Below are 16,298 nucleotides of genomic sequence, written 5' to 3'. Positions count from 1 at the left end.
AAGATTCGTCGTTTGAAACAATGCCTTCGCGAACAAGTTCGCTCCTACAAAGGCCCGTTCTCATGCTCGAACGTAGGTAGCGAGAGGCCATTGAAACCGAGTGCAAACATCACCACCGACGGCTGCTGTTCAGCCCCTGCAGGTACTCATCCCCACCCAACTGACGCATCTGCTGCCGAATCCAGCCTGCGCGGCGCGAGACGTAGCTGCTCGGGTGGCTGGCGCTCCACTGGCGCGGGTTGGGCAGGACGGCGGCGAGGTAGCTGGCCTGTTGCGCCGACAGTGCGCTGGCATTGGTGCGGAAGTGGTGTTGCGCCGCAGCCTGTGCGCCGAATACGCCTTCGTCCCACTCGACACTGTTGAGGTACACCTCGAGGATGCGCTCCTTGGACCACAGTAGCTCGATCAGCATGGTGAACCAGGCTTCCAGCCCCTTGCGCAGGTAGCTGCGGCCGGACCACAGGAACAGGTTTTTCGATACCTGCTGGCTGAGCGTGCTGGCACCGCGTATCGAACCGCCACGCTCGTTGTGCAGAATGGCCGCTTGAATGGCATCGACGTCGAAACCCCAGTGCTCGGCGAATTTCTGGTCTTCGCCGGCAATGACCGCGATTTTCAGATTGTCGGAGATTTTGTCCAACGGTTCCCAGTCGCGTTGCAGGTCGATAGGCTCGCCGTCGAACCAGGATTCTACCTTGCGTTCGACCATCAGCGCCGTGCCCGGTGGCGGCACCCAGCGCAGAACCAGAACCACGAGAACACTGCCTGCGGCGAACCACAGCAGGGCTTTGACGATGCGACGAAGAATAGACTGCAGCATAGAGATGGCTTGGCCGAACCCGTTGAGCGGGCCATTATACAGACCGTGCGCCTTTCGACGATTTTTCCCTGGAGTCCCAGATGCTTCGTAGCTTTTTGATGCTGGCCGCCTTCTTCGGCTTCACTGGTGTGGCTCTGGGCGCATTCGCCGCCCACGGCCTCAAGGAACGCCTGAGTGCCGAGTACCTGGCCGTGTTCCACACCGGTGTGCTTTATCAGCTGATTCACGCGCTGGCCCTGCTCGGCGTGGCGATCCTGGCAACGCACATCCCCGGACGCCTGATTACCTGGGCCGGATTCTCCTTCGCGGTCGGTATTCTGCTGTTTTCCGGCAGCCTCTACGCCCTGACCCTCACCGGTTTCAGCAAGCTGGGCATCATCACGCCGTTCGGTGGTCTGGCCTTTCTGTTCGGCTGGTCGATGCTCGGGCTGGCGGCCTGGAGGCTGGGTTCGCCTCCTTGAGCGTCTGCTCTCGTGAAGCAGGCCGCGCTTGAGACGAATGGCGTGGCTTTGCCTTGGTCATACCGGCTGATCGGGCTAGAATGCTGGCCCCCCAAAAATGATGGCTGCTCTCGCATGCACATTCAGTTGAACGGCGAACCCTTTGAATTGCCCGATGGCGCAACCGTCGCGGCATTGCTGACCCGTCTGGACCTTGCAGGGCGCCGGGTCGCGGTGGAACTGAACCTGGATATCGTGCCGCGCAGTCAGCATGTGACAACCGTCCTGAGCGAAGGCGATCAGGTCGAAGTGGTGCATGCCATTGGCGGTGGCTAGTTCGCAATCCGCACTGCGCCCAACCCCATCTGCACGTTATGAGGATTTCCGATGAGCAATGTTCGCAGCGACAAGCCTTTCGTCCTGGCCGGTCGGACTTTCGAGTCGCGCCTGCTGGTGGGCACCGGCAAGTACATCGATATGGAACAGACCCGTCTGGCCATCGAAGCCTCGGGTGCCGAGATCGTCACCGTTGCCGTGCGCCGCACCAACCTGGGCCAGAACCCCGGCGAGCCGAACCTGCTGGACGTGCTGCCGCCTGATCGCTACACCATATTGCCGAACACCGCTGGCTGCTTCGATGCGACCGAGGCCGTGCGCACCTGCCGCCTGTCCCGGGAATTGCTCGACGGCCGCAACCTGGTCAAGCTCGAAGTGCTGGCCGATCAGAAAACCCTGTTCCCGAATGTGATCGAAACCCTCAAGGCCGCCGAGATCCTGGTCAAGGACGGCTTCGACGTGATGGTCTACACCAGTGATGACCCGATCATCGCCCGCCAGCTGGCCGAAATCGGCTGTATCGCGATCATGCCGCTGGCCGGCCTGATCGGCAGCGGTCTGGGTATCTGCAACCCGTACAACCTGCAGATCATTCTTGAAGAAACCAAAGTGCCGGTGCTGGTCGATGCCGGTGTCGGTACTGCCTCCGACGCCACCATCGCGATGGAACTGGGCTGTGAAGCCGTATTGATGAACTCGGCCATCGCCCACGCCCAGCAGCCGGTGATGATGGCTGAAGCCATGAAACACGCTGTAATTGCCGGTCGTCTGGCCTACCTCGCCGGGCGCATGCCTCGAAAACTCTATGCCAGCGCGTCTTCGCCGCTGGATGGCCTGATCAAGTAAGAGCCCGTTGATGACTGATTCGCACGTTCCGCACCCAGAGTCGCCTGCTGTCGAAGAAGGCGAAGAGCGCCCGCACCGCCGCATCAAGAGTTTCGTGATGCGAGCCGGCCGCATGACCGAAGGTCAGCAGCGCGGCCTCGATCAAGGCCTCCCGTTGTATGGCCTGTCGCTGACTGACACGCCGGTGGATTTCGATCAGGTGTTCGGCCGCTCTGCGCCGCGCACGCTGGAAATCGGCTTCGGCATGGGCCACTCGCTGCTGGAAATGGCGGCTGCCGCTCCCGAGCACGACTTCATCGGTGTCGAGGTGCACTCTCCAGGCGTAGGCGCGCTGCTCAACGGCGTTCTGACCCAGGGGCTGACCAATGTGCGCGTCTACGATTGCGACGCCATTGAAGTGCTGAACCGCTGCGTTGCGGACAACAGCCTGGATCGTCTGATGCTGTTCTTCCCGGACCCGTGGCACAAGAGTCGTCACCACAAGCGGCGCATCGTGCAGCCTGAATTCGCCGCACTGGTGCGCAGCAAGCTGAAGGTCGGCGGGGTGTTCCACATGGCCACCGATTGGGGGCCTTACGCGGAATACATGCTGGAAGTGATGAGCGTGGCGCCCGGTTATCGCAACCAGGCTGAAGACAACCAGTACGTCCCGCGCCCTGCGGAACGGCCGATCACCAAGTTCGAGCGCCGTGGCGAGAAGCTCGGGCACGGCGTCTGGGATCTGAAGTTCGAAAAAGTCGACTGACCGGGATTGCGGGTTGGTAACAACCCGCAATCCCGCGATGTTGTGCCGCTTACTGAATCTCGTCCGGCTTGACGATCACCCAGTTCTTGTCCGCCGTAACCGGCAGTTTCTCCCTGGCCTGAGCTTCGGCATTGTCCTTGATCATGCCGTTCAGCTGGGTCATGTATTTGTCCTTGCGGTTGATCCACAAGTGCACGCCGCCCTTGCTCACGTCGACGCTGTGGAACAGCATGTAGCCGTCGCTGGTCGGGGTGTCGCCGCCGACCAGGACCGGTTTTTTCCACTGATCGATGTAAGTCAGAATGGCCGCCTGCTTGCCGGCCATCCAGGTCGCCGGGGTCCACAGATAAGGCGTCAGCTCCAGGCCCATATTGCTTTTCGGATCATACTTACCCGCCGTGATCTGCTTGCGTGCGGTGGTCAGCTCGCCGGTCTTGCGGTCCTTGAGCAGTGTGCTCACGCCGATCACATTCTGTGGTTTGACGTTGTAGCCGTACTTCGGATCGGCAGCGACCATGCGTACCAGCTCTTCGGACGCAGCGGTCATCACATACACCTCGATGCCGTTTTCCATCAGCTTGTTGTACAGCTCGGCCTGCCCGGTGAATACCCGCGGCGGCTCGACGTTGATTTGCTTGACGGTGTCGCCTTCGTAGTAGGTCGCAGGGATCGGCTTTTTCAGCGCCATCAGCTCATCGACGTAGCCCTTGAGCTCCTGAAGCGTAAAGCCGGAAAACACCTGCGCGACCCACGGGTAGCAGACCATGTCGTCTATTTCGCAAAGACGATAGTAGTAACTGAACAGGCTTTCCTTGTGCTCGGCGGTGTCTTTGAAGGGGGTCAGCTTCAGCGAGGGATCGAGTGTTTCGCGGGTGATCAGGCCTTTGTTTTCCATGTACGGCAACAACGCTTCTTCGAGGTCGAAGCGGTAGCTGGTGTTGTCCATGTCGAAGACCGCGTAATTGCCCTTGTTGGCATTCGCCGCAATCATTGCGTCGAGCGCCTTGGCGGCAGGCTCGGGCCAATGCTTCAGTTCGGTGGCCGCGATAGCCTGGCTGGCAAGCCCGAAGCAGACGGCAGCGGCCAACAGTTTTGGCACGAGTTTCATAGGCGATTTCCCCTTGTCGAAAAAACGAAGGGGCAGACCGTAACAAATTATTGTGAAGGCAAAAGTACGTCAGCGACCCGAAAAAGGCCAAATGACGCCGTTTGCCCCTTTATTTGCGACGGTGAAACCAAAAACGACACTTTTGTTGCAGTTTTTCGTCAGCGGTTGCAGTTGCGCCGAAAACCGCTGATCAGACCCGTTCCCAGACTTCGAAGTTGTAGGCAGGCTTGCCATCGACGGCGGCGTTTTCGGTGTTGGATACCAGCGCCCACTGCGCGGTATCGAACTCCGGAAACCACGCGTCGCCATCAGGGCTCAGCGCCACGCGAGTCAGGTACAGGCGATCTGCCTGAGGGAGGCCCTGCGCGTAAAGCTGCGCGCCGCCGATCAGCATCACCTCGTCGACACCCTGTTCCTGCGCCCACTGCTCGGCACGCACAACGGCGGCGTCCAGCGAAGCGAAGACTTCTGCGCCTTCAAGCTGCAGGTCAGTCTGGCGGCTGACCACCAGGTTGAGGCGGCCGGGCAGCGGGCGGCCCAACGAATCCCAGGTCTTGCGGCCCATGATGATCGGCTTGCCGAGCGTCGTGGCCTTGAAGTATTTGAAATCCCCCGGCAAATGCCAGGGCATGGAATTGTCGACGCCAATCACTCGGTTTTCACCGAGGGCGGCAATCAGGCTGAGGGGGAGATGAGTTTTCATGCCGCGAGGATATCAGAGGTCGCAGGGCAGGCGAATGAACTGACATGCGCCGTGCTCAGTCCCATGATTGCGGTTATGCTCACCGCTGAATTCAATCAAGAGACACTGTGTGACTGCACTGACCCCCCTCGATACCCTTTGGCTGACCGAAGCCGTGCGCCTGCGTGAACAGCAGGCTGGCGTGCTGGATGATCTGGAAGCCAATCGCCGTGCCCGCGCTGCCGGAGGCGACCTGACTGCACGCATTACCCATCGCGCCCTCGGCCTGGCGCAGCGCGACGGCATGTTTGGCGCGCTGCATCACTGGAAGCAGGGCGCACGGCTGGCGTTGATTGCGCTGGCGGTGCTCGCGGTCATCAGTGGCGCGGGCCTGGCGTTCGCCGCAATGGGCGACGGGCAGGCACCGGTCAATGTGTTCTGGGCGCTGGGCAGCCTGCTTGGGCTGAACCTTGTGCTGTTGCTGACCTGGGCGCTGGGCCTGATCTTCGCCGGGCGCAGTAATACCGGGCTGGGCCGGGTGTGGCTGTGGCTGAGTGAAAAGCTCGCCCGTGACGCCCAGGCCGCACAACTCGCCCCCGCGCTGGTTTTGCTGCTGCAACGCCAGCGCCTGAATCGCTGGGCGCTCGGGCTGGTGGTTCACAGCCTGTGGCTGCTGGCGTTACTCACTGCGCTGCTGTTGCTGTTGATGCTGATGGCGACCCGGCGTTACGGGTTTGTCTGGGAAACCACCATTCTGAGCAGCGACACGTTTGTCAGCCTCACCCAGACGCTCAGTACCGTCCCGGCATGGCTGGGGTTCAGCGTGCCGGATGAAACCATGATTCGTGCCAGCGGCAATGGCGCGTTGAGTATCGAGAATGCGCGTCAGGCCTGGGCGGCCTGGCTGGTGGGTGTGCTGCTGGTGTACGGCATCGTGCCGCGTCTGTTGCTGGCCGGGTTCTGCCTGTGGCGCTGGAAGCAGGGCAGGGCAGCGCTGCGCCTTGATCTGGATTTGCCCGAATACCTTGAATTGCGTGAGCGCCTGATGCCCAGCAGCGAGCGCCTGGGTGTCAACGATGCCGAACCTGCTGCGCTGCATCAGGTGCAGTCCGGCCTGGGGGCTGTTGAAAGCAATGGCGCCTTGTTAGTGGCCATCGAGCTGGATGATCAGCAGGTCTGGCCGCCAGCGCTGCCGTCGGGTGTGGCCGATGCAGGCATTCTCGACAGCCGTGAGTCGCGCCACAAACTGCTGGAGCAACTGACCCAGTATCCGCCTGCGCGCATGCTGATCGCCTGCGACCCGCGCCGCTCGCCGGACCGTGGCAGTCTGGCGTTGATCGCCGAACTGGCACGCTGCGCCGGAGCAACGCGCATCTGGCTGTTGCCCGCGCCTGCCGGGCAGAGGCTTGACCCTGAGCGCCTCGGCGACTGGCACGTCGCGCTGGATCAATTGCAGTTGCCGCACGCCGACACTGTGCCCTTGAACTGGCTGGAGACAGGCCATGACTGAAGCAGACGGCACTCGTGCGATCAAGCTGGCGGTGGTCGGTCATACCAATGTCGGCAAGACCTCGCTGCTGCGTACGTTGACCGGTGATGTCAGCTTCGGCGAAGTGTCCCATCGTCCCAGTACGACTCGCCATGTCGAGGGCGCGCGCCTTTCTGTGGACGGTCAGGCCGTGGTCGAGCTGTACGACACGCCGGGTCTGGAAGACGCCATTGCGCTGCTCGATTATCTGGAGCGCCTGGACCGCCCCGGCGAGCGTCTGGACGGGCCGGCACGACTGGCGCGTTTTCTGGAGGGCAGCGAGGCACGCCAGCGTTTTGAGCAAGAGGCCAAGGTCATGCGCCAGTTGCTCGACTCGGACGCAGGTCTGTATGTGATCGATGCACGTGAGCCGGTGCTGGCCAAATACCGTGACGAGCTGGCGGTATTGGCGAGCTGTGGCAAGCCGCTGCTGCCGGTGCTGAATTTCGTCAGTGCGCAGCAGCACCGCGAGCCGGAATGGCGCGAAGCGCTTTCCCGCTTGGGCCTGCATGCGCTGGTACGTTTCGACAGCGTAGCGCCCCCGGAAGATGGCGGTCGTCGTCTGTATGAAAGCCTGGCGCTGTTGCTGGAAAGCGCGCGGCCGCGGCTTGAACGGCTGATTGATGATCAGGAAAAACAGCGCTCGGCCAAACGCCACAGCGCTGCTCGCCTGATCGCCGAGCTGCTGATTGATTGCGCAGCGTGCCGACGCAGTGTTGAAACCACCGCCGACCAGGAGCAGCAGGCCGTGGAAGCGCTGCGCAAGGCGGTTCGGCAGCGCGAACAGCAGTGCGTCGAGGCGCTGCTCAAGCTGTATGCGTTTCGCAAGGATGATGTGTCCAGCAGCGATTTGCCGTTGATGGACGGCCGTTGGGGCGATGACCTGTTCAACCCGGAAACCCTGAAGTTGATGGGCGTGCGCGTTGGCGGCGGCGTGGCGGCTGGCGCGGCGGCCGGGGCAGGGGTCGATCTGATGGTTGGCGGCGTGACGCTGGGTGCGGCGGCGCTGGTCGGGGCGATTGCCGGTGGTGCGTTATCCACCGCGCGCAGCTACGGCGGCCGGTTGCTCGGCAAGCTCAAGGGGCGCAGAGAGCTGACCGTCGACGATGCGGTACTGCGCCTGCTTGCCCTGCGTCAGCGTCACTTGCTGCTGGCGCTGGGTATCAGAGGCCATGCTGCGCTGCACAGCATCGAACTGACCACGCCGCAGGACAAGACCTGGCGCAAAGGCAAAATCCCCGAACCCCTCTCCCGAGCCCGCGCCCACCCGCAGTGGTCGACGCTCAACCCACATCCCAAACCGAATCAGGCTGAGCGGCAGGAAGCGATTGTTGAGCTGGCGGATGTGGTTTTGCAGGATTGAACTGTTCCGGCGCTGAAGACCGGACGCAGAGCGTCCAGAGCGGCATGCGACGCGGAGCGTCGCACGATAGTTGAGGTCATCGTTCCTCACGCTCCAGCGTGGGAATGCCTGTCGTGACGCTCTGCGCGTCACAGATCCAAGCCGCGCCACCTGCTCAAGGGAGGACGCGGAGCGTCCAGAACGGCATACCCACGCGGAGCATGGGCACGATAGTTGTAGATCCTATCGTTCCGCACGCTCCAGCGTGGGAATGCCTTGCGTGACGCTCCGCGTCACAGATCTGTGCCTTGCCGCAAAGTGATGGCTGGACGGATTCAGACTGCCCGACAAGCAGTGAAAACGCGCTTCTTGTTTTTTATTGATTGATCGTTCAATAAAAAATCTTTAGACTGGCCCCGTCATTTCGATACAACGATCACTGCAGACACCCGGGAGAATCGCGCCAATGCCCAAGGTCGGAATGCAACCCATCCGCCGCCAACAGTTGATCCAGGCCACGCTGACTGCGGTCGATCAGGTCGGTATGGGTGACGCCAGCATTGCCTTGATTGCGCGACTGGCAGGCGTATCAAACGGCATCATCAGTCACTATTTTCAGGACAAGAACGGCCTGATCGCTGCCACGATGCGGCACCTGATGAACGCCTTGATCCAGAACGTCCGCGAACGCCGTCAGGCGCTGACCGAAGACAGCCCCAGGGCTCATCTGCAAGTGATCATCGAAGGCAACTTCGACGCCAGTCAGGTCAGCGGCCCGGCCATGAAAACCTGGCTGGCCTTCTGGGCGACCAGCATGCATCACCCTTCGCTGCACCGATTGCAGCGTATCAACGACCACCGTTTGTATTCGAACCTGTGCTGTCAGTTCCGCCGCACCTTGCCACTGGAACAGGCACGCAGCGCCGCCCGCGGGCTGGCAGCCCTGATAGACGGGTTGTGGCTGAGAGGCGCGCTGTCAGGCGATGCATTCGACACCGAGCAAGCGCAACGGATCGCTTACGAGTACATGGACTTTCAATTGGCGAAATCGGCGAGCTGAAGCTTTCGAAGCTCCTCACCGAGCGACTGTATAAGCCTGTTGCCGAACCAACCCGGCACACTGAAAGCAGTCATCGCCCCCCACTGAATTTGCGAGGACTTTATGGCCCGTTTTGAACTGCAGAAACTTTACATCGATGGCGGTTATGTCGATGCCAGCAACCCTGAAACCTTCGACGCCATCAACCCGGCGAACGGCGAAGTCCTGGCGCAGATCCAGCGCGCCGGCAAGGACGATGTCGAGCGCGCCGTCGTCGCGGCCGAAAAGGGTCAGAAAATCTGGGCCGCCATGACTGCGGTCGAGCGTTCGCGCATCCTGCGCCGTGCCGTCGACATCCTGCGCGAGCGCAACGATGAACTGGCCGCTCTGGAAACCCTGGACACCGGCAAGGCCATCTCCGAAACCCGCTACGTGGATATCGTGACCGGCGCCGACGTGCTGGAATACTACGCAGGTCTGGTGCCGGCCATCGAAGGCGAGCAGATCCCGTTGCGCGATTCCTCCTTCGTGTACACCCGCCGCGAGCCGCTGGGTGTGGTAGCCGGTATCGGCGCCTGGAACTACCCGATCCAGATCGCACTGTGGAAATCCGCCCCGGCGCTGGCGGCGGGCAATGCGATGATCTTCAAGCCGAGTGAAGTCACTTCGCTGACCACCCTGAAGCTGGCAGAAATCTACACCGAAGCGGGCGTACCGAACGGCGTATTCAACGTGCTCACCGGCAGCGGCCGTGAAGTCGGCACCTGGATCACCGAGCACCCGCGCATCGAGAAAGTCTCCTTCACCGGCGGCACCGACACCGGCAAGAAAGTCATGGCCAGCGCCTCGAGCTCGTCGCTCAAGGAAGTGACCATGGAACTGGGCGGCAAGTCACCGCTGATCGTGTTTGACGATGCCGATCTGGATCGCGCCGCTGACATCGCTATGATGGCCAACTTCTACAGCTCCGGCCAGGTCTGCACCAACGGCACCCGCGTGTTCGTGCCGAATGCCCTGAAAGCCGAGTTCGAAGCGAAGATCCTCGAGCGTGTGAAGCGCATCCGCGCCGGTAACCCGGAAGACGAAAACATCAATTTCGGCCCGCTGGTCAGCTTCGAGCACATGGAAAGCGTGCTGGGCTATATCGCCAAGGGCAAAGAGCAGGGCGCACGTCTGTTGTGCGGCGGCGATCGCCTGACCGGCGGTGTGTTCGACAAAGGCGCGTTCGTTGCGCCGACCGTGTTCACCGACTGCACCGACGAGATGACCATCGTGCGTGAAGAAATCTTCGGCCCGGTGATGAGCATCCTCGGTTACGACACCGAAGATGAAGTGGTGCGCCGCGCCAACGATACCGACTTCGGTCTGGCCGCAGGCATCGTGACCCGTGACCTGAACCGCGCCCACCGCGTGATTCATCTGCTGGAAGCCGGTATCTGCTGGATCAACGCCTGGGGCGAGTCGGCGGCACAAATGCCGGTCGGCGGTTACAAGCAGTCGGGCGTCGGCCGTGAGAACGGCATCAGCTCGCTGGCCCAGTACACGCGCATCAAGTCGGTACAGATCGAACTGGGCGATTACGCCTCGGTTTTCTAAGCACGGTTTCAGTGGCACGCGGCAGGCCTCAAGCAGACGCACTCAAAAGCTGCCTGCCGCACCCCATTTTCACGAGTATCGCCTGGCGGCTTCTGCTTGCGGCCAAGGCTTGAAACTCGCAGCTCTATGAGGGAGCCTCTATGACGACTCAATCCGAATACGACTACATCATCATCGGTGCCGGCTCGGCCGGTAACACCCTGGCAGCCCGTCTCACCGAAGACGCAGGCGTCACCGTTCTGCTGCTCGAAGCCGGTGGCCCGGACTACCGTCTGGATTTCCGTACCCAGATGCCTGCCGCCCTGGCATTCCCGCTGCAGGGCCGTCGCTACAACTGGGCCTACGAGACCGAGCCAGAGCCGCACATGAACAACCGCCGGATGGAATGCGGTCGCGGCAAAGGCCTGGGCGGCTCATCGCTGATCAACGGCATGTGCTATATCCGCGGCAACGCGATGGACTACGACGGCTGGGCCAAGGAGCCAGGTCTCGAAGACTGGAGCTACCTCGACTGCCTGCCGTACTTCCGCAAGGCCGAAACCCGCGACATCGGCCCGAATGATTACCACGGTGGTGAAGGTCCGGTCAGCGTGACCACGCCCAAGGCGGGCAACAATCCGCTGTTCCACGCGATGGTCGAGGCGGGCGTGCAAGCCGGTTTCCCGCGTACTGACGACCTCAACGGTTATCAGCAGGAAGGTTTCGGTCCGATGGACCGCACCGTGACGCCTAACGGTCGTCGCGCCAGTACCGCCCGTGGTTATCTGGACGAGGCCAAGAAGCGCTCGACCCTGACCATCGTCACTCACGCGCTGACCGATCGCATTCTGTTCGAAGGCAAGCGTGCCGTCGGCGTGGCCTACCTGGTGGGCGACAGCGACACGCGCATCCAGGCCCGTGCCCGCAAGGAAGTGCTGCTGTGTGGCGGCGCGATCGCTTCGCCACAGATTCTCCAGCGTTCCGGCGTCGGCCCGGCCGAAGTGCTGAACAAGCTGGATATCCCGGTGGTTCATGACCTGCCGGGCGTTGGCCAGAACCTTCAGGATCACCTGGAGATGTACCTGCAGTACGCCTGCACCCAGCCGGTGTCGCTGTATCCTTCGCTGAAGTGGTGGAACCAGCCGGCCATCGGTGCCGAGTGGATGTTCCTCGGTACAGGTATCGGCGCGAGCAACCAGTTTGAAGCCGGTGGTTTTATTCGCTCCAGCGAAGCGTTCGAATGGCCGAACATTCAGTACCACTTCCTGCCGGTGGCGATTAACTACAACGGCACCAAGGGCGTTCAGGAGCACGGTTTCCAGGCTCACGTCGGCTCCATGCGTTCGCCGAGCCGTGGTCGTGTGCAGGTCAAATCCAAAGACCCGCGCGAGTACCCGAGCATCCTGTTCAACTACATGGCCAGCGAGCAGGACTGGCAGGAGTTCCGTGACGGCATCCGCCTGACTCGCGAGATCATGCAGCAACCGGCACTGGACCCGTACCGTGGCCGCGAAATCAGCCCCGGCATCGACGTGCAGTCCGACGAGGCGCTGGACCAGTTCGTGCGTGAGCATGCCGAAACGGCTTATCACCCGTCCTGCTCGTGCAAGATGGGCACCGACGAGATGGCGGTTGTCGATGGTCAGGGTCGCGTGCATGGCCTGCAAAGCCTGCGCGTGGTCGATGCCTCGATCATGCCGATCATCACCACCGGTAACCTGAATGCACCGACGATCATGATCGCCGAGAAAATCGCCGACAAGATCCGTGGTCGTCAGCCTCTGCCACGCAGCACGGCTGACTACTTCGTCGCAGGCGACAAGCCGGCACGCGGCAAGCCGCTGCGCGAGATCAGCCACCAGGCTTGATCCGACGACCAGGCGTCCTCCCGGGACGCCTTGCGTTGTGCATGCTCCAGCGTGGAATGCATGTCCACACTGGAGCATTGGTACGACAGTTACGAGATTCTCGTTCCTCACGCTCCTGCGTGGGGACGAGAACCCGCTCGATTCAGACCCTCCTCCCGACAGACGCGAATTGCCACTACCCCTCCGCTCTGCCACAATCGCGAATGATTCTCTTTAGTTAGAACTTTCTCATCGAGGCCATTCGTGTCGTCAGTCCCAAGCACTCATAGCGAGATCGTTGGTGCGCTGTATCGCGATCATCGCGGCTGGCTGCTGGCCTGGCTCAGACGCAATGTCGCCTGCCCGCAACGTGCTCAGGATTTGAGTCAGGACACGTTCGTGCGCTTGCTGGGGCGCCATGAATTGCTTGCGCCCAGAGAACCGCGTGCTTTCCTGGCAACCGTCGCCAAAGGGTTGATGTTCGATCACTTCCGACGCGCTGCGCTGGAGCAGGCTTACCTCGGGGAATTGATGCAGGTGCCCGAGGCCGAGCAGCCCTCTCCGGAAGAGCAGCTGCTGATTGTGGAAGACCTCAAGGCCATCGACCGCATGCTCGGCACGCTGTCCAGCAAAGCGCGTGCAGCTTTTCTATACAGTCGCCTCGACGGCATGAGTCACGCCGAGATTGCCGAGAAGCTGGGCGTTTCGGTCTCGCGCGTCAGGCAGTACCTGGCTCAGGCCATGCGTCAGTGCTACGTGGCGCTCTACGGTGAGCCGACGTGAACACCAGACCGGTCTCTGCCCGTGTGCTCGATGCGGCCATCGAGTGGCAACTGAACATGGACAGCAACGGCGGCAATGACGCCGAGCTGGCGCGCTGGCTGGCCGCCGACGAAGAGCATGCGCGGGCCTGGAGCCAGTTGGGCATGGTCAATCAGCGCTTTGCTTTGCCCGCAGGTCCGGCACGCAAGGCGTTGCAACAGTCACCGGGTGCCCTGCGGCACAGCTTGCGCAAGCTCGGTGGCGGTCTGGCCGGAGTGTTCATGGCCTTGGGCCTGGCATTGTTCGTCGGCGATCGCTATCTGCCGATCGATTACTGGCTTGCCGACCAGCGCACCGCCACCGGTGAACAGCGCGACGTGCGTCTGGCGGACAACACCCTGATTCGTCTGAACACCCACAGCGCAATCGATGTGCGCTTCGATGCGCAGCAACGTCGGGTCATTCTGCAGGACGGTGAAATACTGGTGCAGACCGGCGATCATGATGACCCGCGGCCCTTCATCGTCGAGACGGCGGATGGAAAGATGCGTGCTCTGGGAACGCGTTTTCTGGTCCGGCGCGAGTCCGATGGAACCCTGCTCAGCGTGTTGCAATCGGCGGTTGTCGCCCACCCGCGTAATGCTTCCGGTGAACAGGTTCTGCGTGAGGGCCAACAGGTGCTGCTGACCCGTAACGGCCTTGGCCCGTTGCTTGGCATGCCTTCCGGCGTCGACGCCTGGACGCGCGGCATGCTGGTGGTGGACAACGCGCGGCTGGCCGACATGCTCGCTGAACTGGGGCGTTACCGGACAGGACATCTGGGCGTTGACCCGAAGGTGGCCGATCTGCGCGTCACCGGCACCTTCCCGTTGACCGATACCGACCTGGCGCTCAAGGCGCTGCTGCCGACCTTGCCTGTGCAGATCGAGCAACACACGGCGTGGTGGGTGTCGGTGCTGCCCAGGGATCAACAGCCCGGCACCCCTCCGGCAAAACTCTGAAACATACCCTTTCATGCGGACAACGGATCGCCCTGACACTTTTTCGGTTTCGAGCGGCTTAGTCTTACAAGTCATTTCGGGGACGCGCTCAGCGCTGCGTCTCTTCGTCTGTGGATAAACCATGAAAAGCCAAACCGTGCGCCGCTGGTCCATCGTGCATACCTGGAGCAGCCTGATTTGCACCCTGTTCCTGTTGATGCTGGCTGTCACCGGCCTGCCGCTGATCTTTCATCATGAAATCGATCATCTGCTCGGCGACGCTCCGCATTACAAAGAGATGCCTGCCGATACGCCACGCCTGGACCTGGAGCAACTGGCCAGGGCTGCCGAAGCGCATCGCCCCGGCGAGGTGATGCAGTATTTTGGCTGGGACGATGAAGACCCCAATGGCGTCATGGCAATCACCGCTGCAACCGCCGGCACCGAGCCCAACTCCTCGCACACCTTCGCCCTCGATGCGCGCACCGGTGAGGCACTGGAGATGCCTTCTGCCAACGGCGGCTTCATGATGGTCATGCTGCGCCTGCACGTAGACATGTACGCCAATCTGCCCGGCAAACTGTTGCTGGCGTTCATGGGCTTGCTGTTTGTGGTGGCGATCGTTTCCGGGACCGTGTTGTATGCGCCGTTCATGCGCAAGCTGGAGTTCGGCCAGGTGCGGGTCAATAAATCCAGGCGTACGCGCTGGCTGGACCTGCACAACCTGATTGGCGTAGTGACATTGACCTGGGCGCTGGTGGTCGGCGTGACCGGGGTGATCAGCGCCTGCGCCGATCTGCTGATTGCCTCCTGGCGCAATGATGCGCTGGCTACCATGATCGCTCCCTACAAGGACGCGCCGCCATTGACCCAGCGCGCCCCGGCGACTCGATTGCTGGAGATTGCCGAATCCGCTGCGCCCGGCATGCAGGCCGATTTCATCGCCTTCCCCGGCACGCGCTTCTCCAGCGAGCATCATTACGCGGTGTTCCTCAAAGGCAATACACACCTGACTGCGCACCTCGCCACACCGGTGCTGATCGACGCCCAGACCCTGCACGTCACCGCCGTGGTCGAACGTCCCTGGTACATGGACGCACTGGGGATGTCGCAACCGCTGCATTTCGGCGATTACGGCGGCATGCCGATGAAGATCCTCTGGGCGGTGCTGGACGTGCTGACCATCATCGTACTCGGCAGCGGCGTTTATCTGTGGTGGGTGAGGCGTCGTGCCGCGCGCTCGGTGAGCGCTATTCAGGCTCAGGTGGCGCAATGAGTTCGAAGCCATCGCGATTCTGGAAGACCTTTGCGATACCCGCCGTCATAGCGCTGCTTATCGGCGGCGGGCTGTTCGCTGCGCTATTGGGTGACGGCTGGTGGGATACGCTGGCGTGGCTGGGCATGGGGACGGCTGCCCTGTTGAGTATCAAGGGCTTGCTGGTACGGCGCGGTTGATTGAAGTGCTGATTGCAGGCACAGCACAGGCTGACTAGTCTAGGATCCTGTCTCATTCGAGGAATACCCATGTCAGCGCCCACGATGACGTTGTACTTCAACGCCGCTTCGCCCTTCGCCCGCAAGGTGATGGTGATGCTGCATGAAACCGCTCAGCTCGATCGCGTCGAGTTGCAGACCACAGTACTGACACCGGTCAGCCCGTCTGCCGAGCTCAATGAAGACAACCCGGCCGGCAAACTTCCCGCGTTAAGGCTGGCCGACGGCAACGTCATTCATGACAGCCGGGTGATTCTTGATTACCTCGACCATCAGCACGTGGGCCTGCCACTGATCCCACGGGAAGGTTCGGCACGCTGGAGGCGCATGACCCTGGCCTCGCTGGCCGATGCGGTGCTGGATGCAGCGGTGCTGATCCGCTATGAAACCGCCTTGCGTCCGCAGGAAAAACACTGGGATCAGTGGCTGGACAACCAGCAGCAGAAGATTGAACGCTCGCTGCATTACTTCGAAAGCGCTGCGGTCACCGAGCTCAGCACGTCGTTCGATGTCGCATCGATCAGCGTCGCCGCGGCGCTCGGCTATCTGGATTTCCGCCAGCCGGATCTGAACTGGCGCAGCACTTATCCGCGACTGGCCGCCTGGTACCTGGACATCAGTCAACGCCCATCGATGATCGCGACCCAGCCGCCGGTCTGAGTCAATCTGCGCCGCGCTGCACAGTCAAGCCAGGACGCAGAGCGTCCAGAAATGCATACCCACGCGGAGCATGGGTACGATGGTGTTCTCGCGG

17 protein-coding genes are annotated in these 16,298 nt (G+C 61.7%); 14 read left to right on the top strand and 3 right to left on the bottom strand.

The annotated features are described in order from the left end of the window. Positions 1-109: 109 nt before the first annotated feature. Complete coding sequence (mtgA, locus tag QRN50_RS23775) at positions 110-820, bottom strand: monofunctional biosynthetic peptidoglycan transglycosylase (protein ID WP_003402232.1); 711 nt, start codon at positions 818-820, stop codon at positions 110-112. Between the two features lie 80 nt (positions 821-900). On the opposite strand from mtgA, the gene QRN50_RS23770 reads away from it, so the two are divergent. From QRN50_RS23770 to trmB, 4 genes are all read left to right on the top strand, one after another. After that, a complete protein-coding gene (locus QRN50_RS23770; protein ID WP_003372515.1) occupies positions 901-1,281 on the top strand; it encodes a DUF423 domain-containing protein in 381 nt (126 codons plus the stop codon). A 114-nt stretch (positions 1,282-1,395) separates the two neighbouring features. Further along, positions 1,396-1,596, top strand: coding sequence for a sulfur carrier protein ThiS (thiS, locus tag QRN50_RS23765; protein WP_024650565.1), 201 nt, complete (start codon positions 1,396-1,398; stop codon positions 1,594-1,596). Between the two features lie 51 nt (positions 1,597-1,647). Further along, positions 1,648-2,442 (top strand): thiazole synthase, encoded by a 795-nt coding sequence (locus QRN50_RS23760; protein WP_003304387.1) that lies wholly within the window; start codon positions 1,648-1,650, stop codon positions 2,440-2,442. A gap of 97 nt (positions 2,443-2,539) precedes the next feature. Further along, positions 2,540-3,187: a tRNA (guanosine(46)-N7)-methyltransferase TrmB gene (gene trmB / locus QRN50_RS23755; RefSeq protein WP_213582310.1), complete on the top strand. Its 648-nt coding sequence runs from the start codon at positions 2,540-2,542 to the stop codon at positions 3,185-3,187. 49 nt (positions 3,188-3,236) lie between these two features. On the opposite strand, the gene QRN50_RS23750 is transcribed toward trmB, so the two are convergent. Then, positions 3,237-4,295: an HAD family hydrolase gene (locus QRN50_RS23750; protein ID WP_096126891.1), complete on the bottom strand. Its 1,059-nt coding sequence runs from the start codon at positions 4,293-4,295 to the stop codon at positions 3,237-3,239. A gap of 190 nt (positions 4,296-4,485) precedes the next feature. Next, positions 4,486-4,998 carry a dihydrofolate reductase gene (locus tag QRN50_RS23745; protein WP_003402228.1) on the bottom strand — a complete coding sequence of 171 codons (513 nt, stop codon included), beginning with the start codon at positions 4,996-4,998 and terminating at the stop codon, positions 4,486-4,488. Positions 4,999-5,107: 109 nt separating this feature from the next. Between QRN50_RS23745 and QRN50_RS23740 the strand changes: the two genes are divergently transcribed. The 10 genes from QRN50_RS23740 to QRN50_RS23695 all read left to right on the top strand — a co-directional run bounded on the left by QRN50_RS23740 (position 5,108) and on the right by QRN50_RS23695 (position 16,204). Beyond that, a complete protein-coding gene (locus QRN50_RS23740; protein WP_011269202.1) occupies positions 5,108-6,487 on the top strand; it encodes a DUF2868 domain-containing protein in 1,380 nt (459 codons plus the stop codon). Then, positions 6,480-7,868, top strand: a complete 1,389-nt coding sequence (locus QRN50_RS23735) for a GTPase/DUF3482 domain-containing protein (RefSeq protein WP_060409835.1) — start codon at positions 6,480-6,482, stop codon at positions 7,866-7,868. Before QRN50_RS23740 ends, QRN50_RS23735 begins: the two co-directional genes overlap by 8 nt. Before the next feature lie 445 nt (positions 7,869-8,313). After that, the gene (gene betI / locus QRN50_RS23730) at positions 8,314-8,907 is read left to right on the top strand and encodes a transcriptional regulator BetI (protein ID WP_002555619.1); all 594 of its coding nucleotides are present in this window, start codon (positions 8,314-8,316) and stop codon (positions 8,905-8,907) included. 102 nt (positions 8,908-9,009) lie between these two features. Further along, positions 9,010-10,482, top strand: a complete 1,473-nt coding sequence (betB, locus tag QRN50_RS23725; RefSeq protein ID WP_003393629.1) for a betaine-aldehyde dehydrogenase — start codon at positions 9,010-9,012, stop codon at positions 10,480-10,482. Between the two features lie 140 nt (positions 10,483-10,622). Further along, complete coding sequence (betA, locus tag QRN50_RS23720; protein WP_003402225.1) at positions 10,623-12,329, top strand: choline dehydrogenase; 1,707 nt, start codon at positions 10,623-10,625, stop codon at positions 12,327-12,329. 243 nt (positions 12,330-12,572) lie between these two features. After that, complete coding sequence (locus QRN50_RS23715; protein ID WP_096126890.1) at positions 12,573-13,091, top strand: RNA polymerase sigma factor; 519 nt, start codon at positions 12,573-12,575, stop codon at positions 13,089-13,091. Then, entirely contained in the window at positions 13,088-14,071 is a 984-nt protein-coding gene (locus tag QRN50_RS23710; RefSeq protein WP_096126889.1) for a FecR domain-containing protein, read from the top strand. Before QRN50_RS23715 ends, QRN50_RS23710 begins: the two co-directional genes overlap by 4 nt. A gap of 121 nt (positions 14,072-14,192) precedes the next feature. After that, positions 14,193-15,326, top strand: coding sequence for a PepSY-associated TM helix domain-containing protein (locus QRN50_RS23705; RefSeq protein ID WP_096126888.1), 1,134 nt, complete (start codon positions 14,193-14,195; stop codon positions 15,324-15,326). Beyond that, positions 15,323-15,505 (top strand): hypothetical protein, encoded by a 183-nt coding sequence (locus QRN50_RS23700; RefSeq protein WP_003402221.1) that lies wholly within the window; start codon positions 15,323-15,325, stop codon positions 15,503-15,505. The genes QRN50_RS23705 and QRN50_RS23700 overlap by 4 nt, the downstream gene beginning before the upstream one ends. A 69-nt stretch (positions 15,506-15,574) precedes the next feature. Next, entirely contained in the window at positions 15,575-16,204 is a 630-nt protein-coding gene (locus QRN50_RS23695) for a glutathione S-transferase family protein (protein ID WP_096126887.1), read from the top strand. The last annotated feature ends 94 nt before the right edge of the window (positions 16,205-16,298 follow it).

Source organism: Pseudomonas sp. MEJ108 (genome assembly GCF_030208985.1).
Taxonomy (GTDB): Bacteria; Pseudomonadota; Gammaproteobacteria; order Pseudomonadales; family Pseudomonadaceae; genus Aquipseudomonas; species Aquipseudomonas fragariae.
The sequence above is the reverse complement of the archived record's forward strand: the minus strand, read 5'-3'. Positions and strand labels throughout refer to the sequence as shown.

What these genes read in the sequence shown, in the direction of transcription:
- betA (WP_003402225.1), top strand. Translation starts at nt 10,623, where the DNA reads ATGACGACTCAATCCGAATACGACTACATCATCATCGGTGCCGGCTCG.
- betB (WP_003393629.1), top strand. Translation starts at nt 9,010, where the DNA reads ATGGCCCGTTTTGAACTGCAGAAACTTTACATCGATGGCGGTTATGTC.
- mtgA (WP_003402232.1), bottom strand. Translation starts at nt 820, where the DNA reads ATGCTGCAGTCTATTCTTCGTCGCATCGTCAAAGCCCTGCTGTGGTTC.
- QRN50_RS23705 (WP_096126888.1), top strand. Translation starts at nt 14,193, where the DNA reads ATGAAAAGCCAAACCGTGCGCCGCTGGTCCATCGTGCATACCTGGAGC.
- trmB (WP_213582310.1), top strand. Translation starts at nt 2,540, where the DNA reads ATGCGAGCCGGCCGCATGACCGAAGGTCAGCAGCGCGGCCTCGATCAA.
- QRN50_RS23700 (WP_003402221.1), top strand. Translation starts at nt 15,323, where the DNA reads ATGAGTTCGAAGCCATCGCGATTCTGGAAGACCTTTGCGATACCCGCC.
- betI (WP_002555619.1), top strand. Translation starts at nt 8,314, where the DNA reads ATGCCCAAGGTCGGAATGCAACCCATCCGCCGCCAACAGTTGATCCAG.
- QRN50_RS23735 (WP_060409835.1), top strand. Translation starts at nt 6,480, where the DNA reads ATGACTGAAGCAGACGGCACTCGTGCGATCAAGCTGGCGGTGGTCGGT.
- thiS (WP_024650565.1), top strand. Translation starts at nt 1,396, where the DNA reads ATGCACATTCAGTTGAACGGCGAACCCTTTGAATTGCCCGATGGCGCA.
- QRN50_RS23750 (WP_096126891.1), bottom strand. Translation starts at nt 4,295, where the DNA reads ATGAAACTCGTGCCAAAACTGTTGGCCGCTGCCGTCTGCTTCGGGCTT.
- QRN50_RS23760 (WP_003304387.1), top strand. Translation starts at nt 1,648, where the DNA reads ATGAGCAATGTTCGCAGCGACAAGCCTTTCGTCCTGGCCGGTCGGACT.
- QRN50_RS23745 (WP_003402228.1), bottom strand. Translation starts at nt 4,998, where the DNA reads ATGAAAACTCATCTCCCCCTCAGCCTGATTGCCGCCCTCGGTGAAAAC.
- QRN50_RS23695 (WP_096126887.1), top strand. Translation starts at nt 15,575, where the DNA reads ATGTCAGCGCCCACGATGACGTTGTACTTCAACGCCGCTTCGCCCTTC.
- QRN50_RS23770 (WP_003372515.1), top strand. Translation starts at nt 901, where the DNA reads ATGCTTCGTAGCTTTTTGATGCTGGCCGCCTTCTTCGGCTTCACTGGT.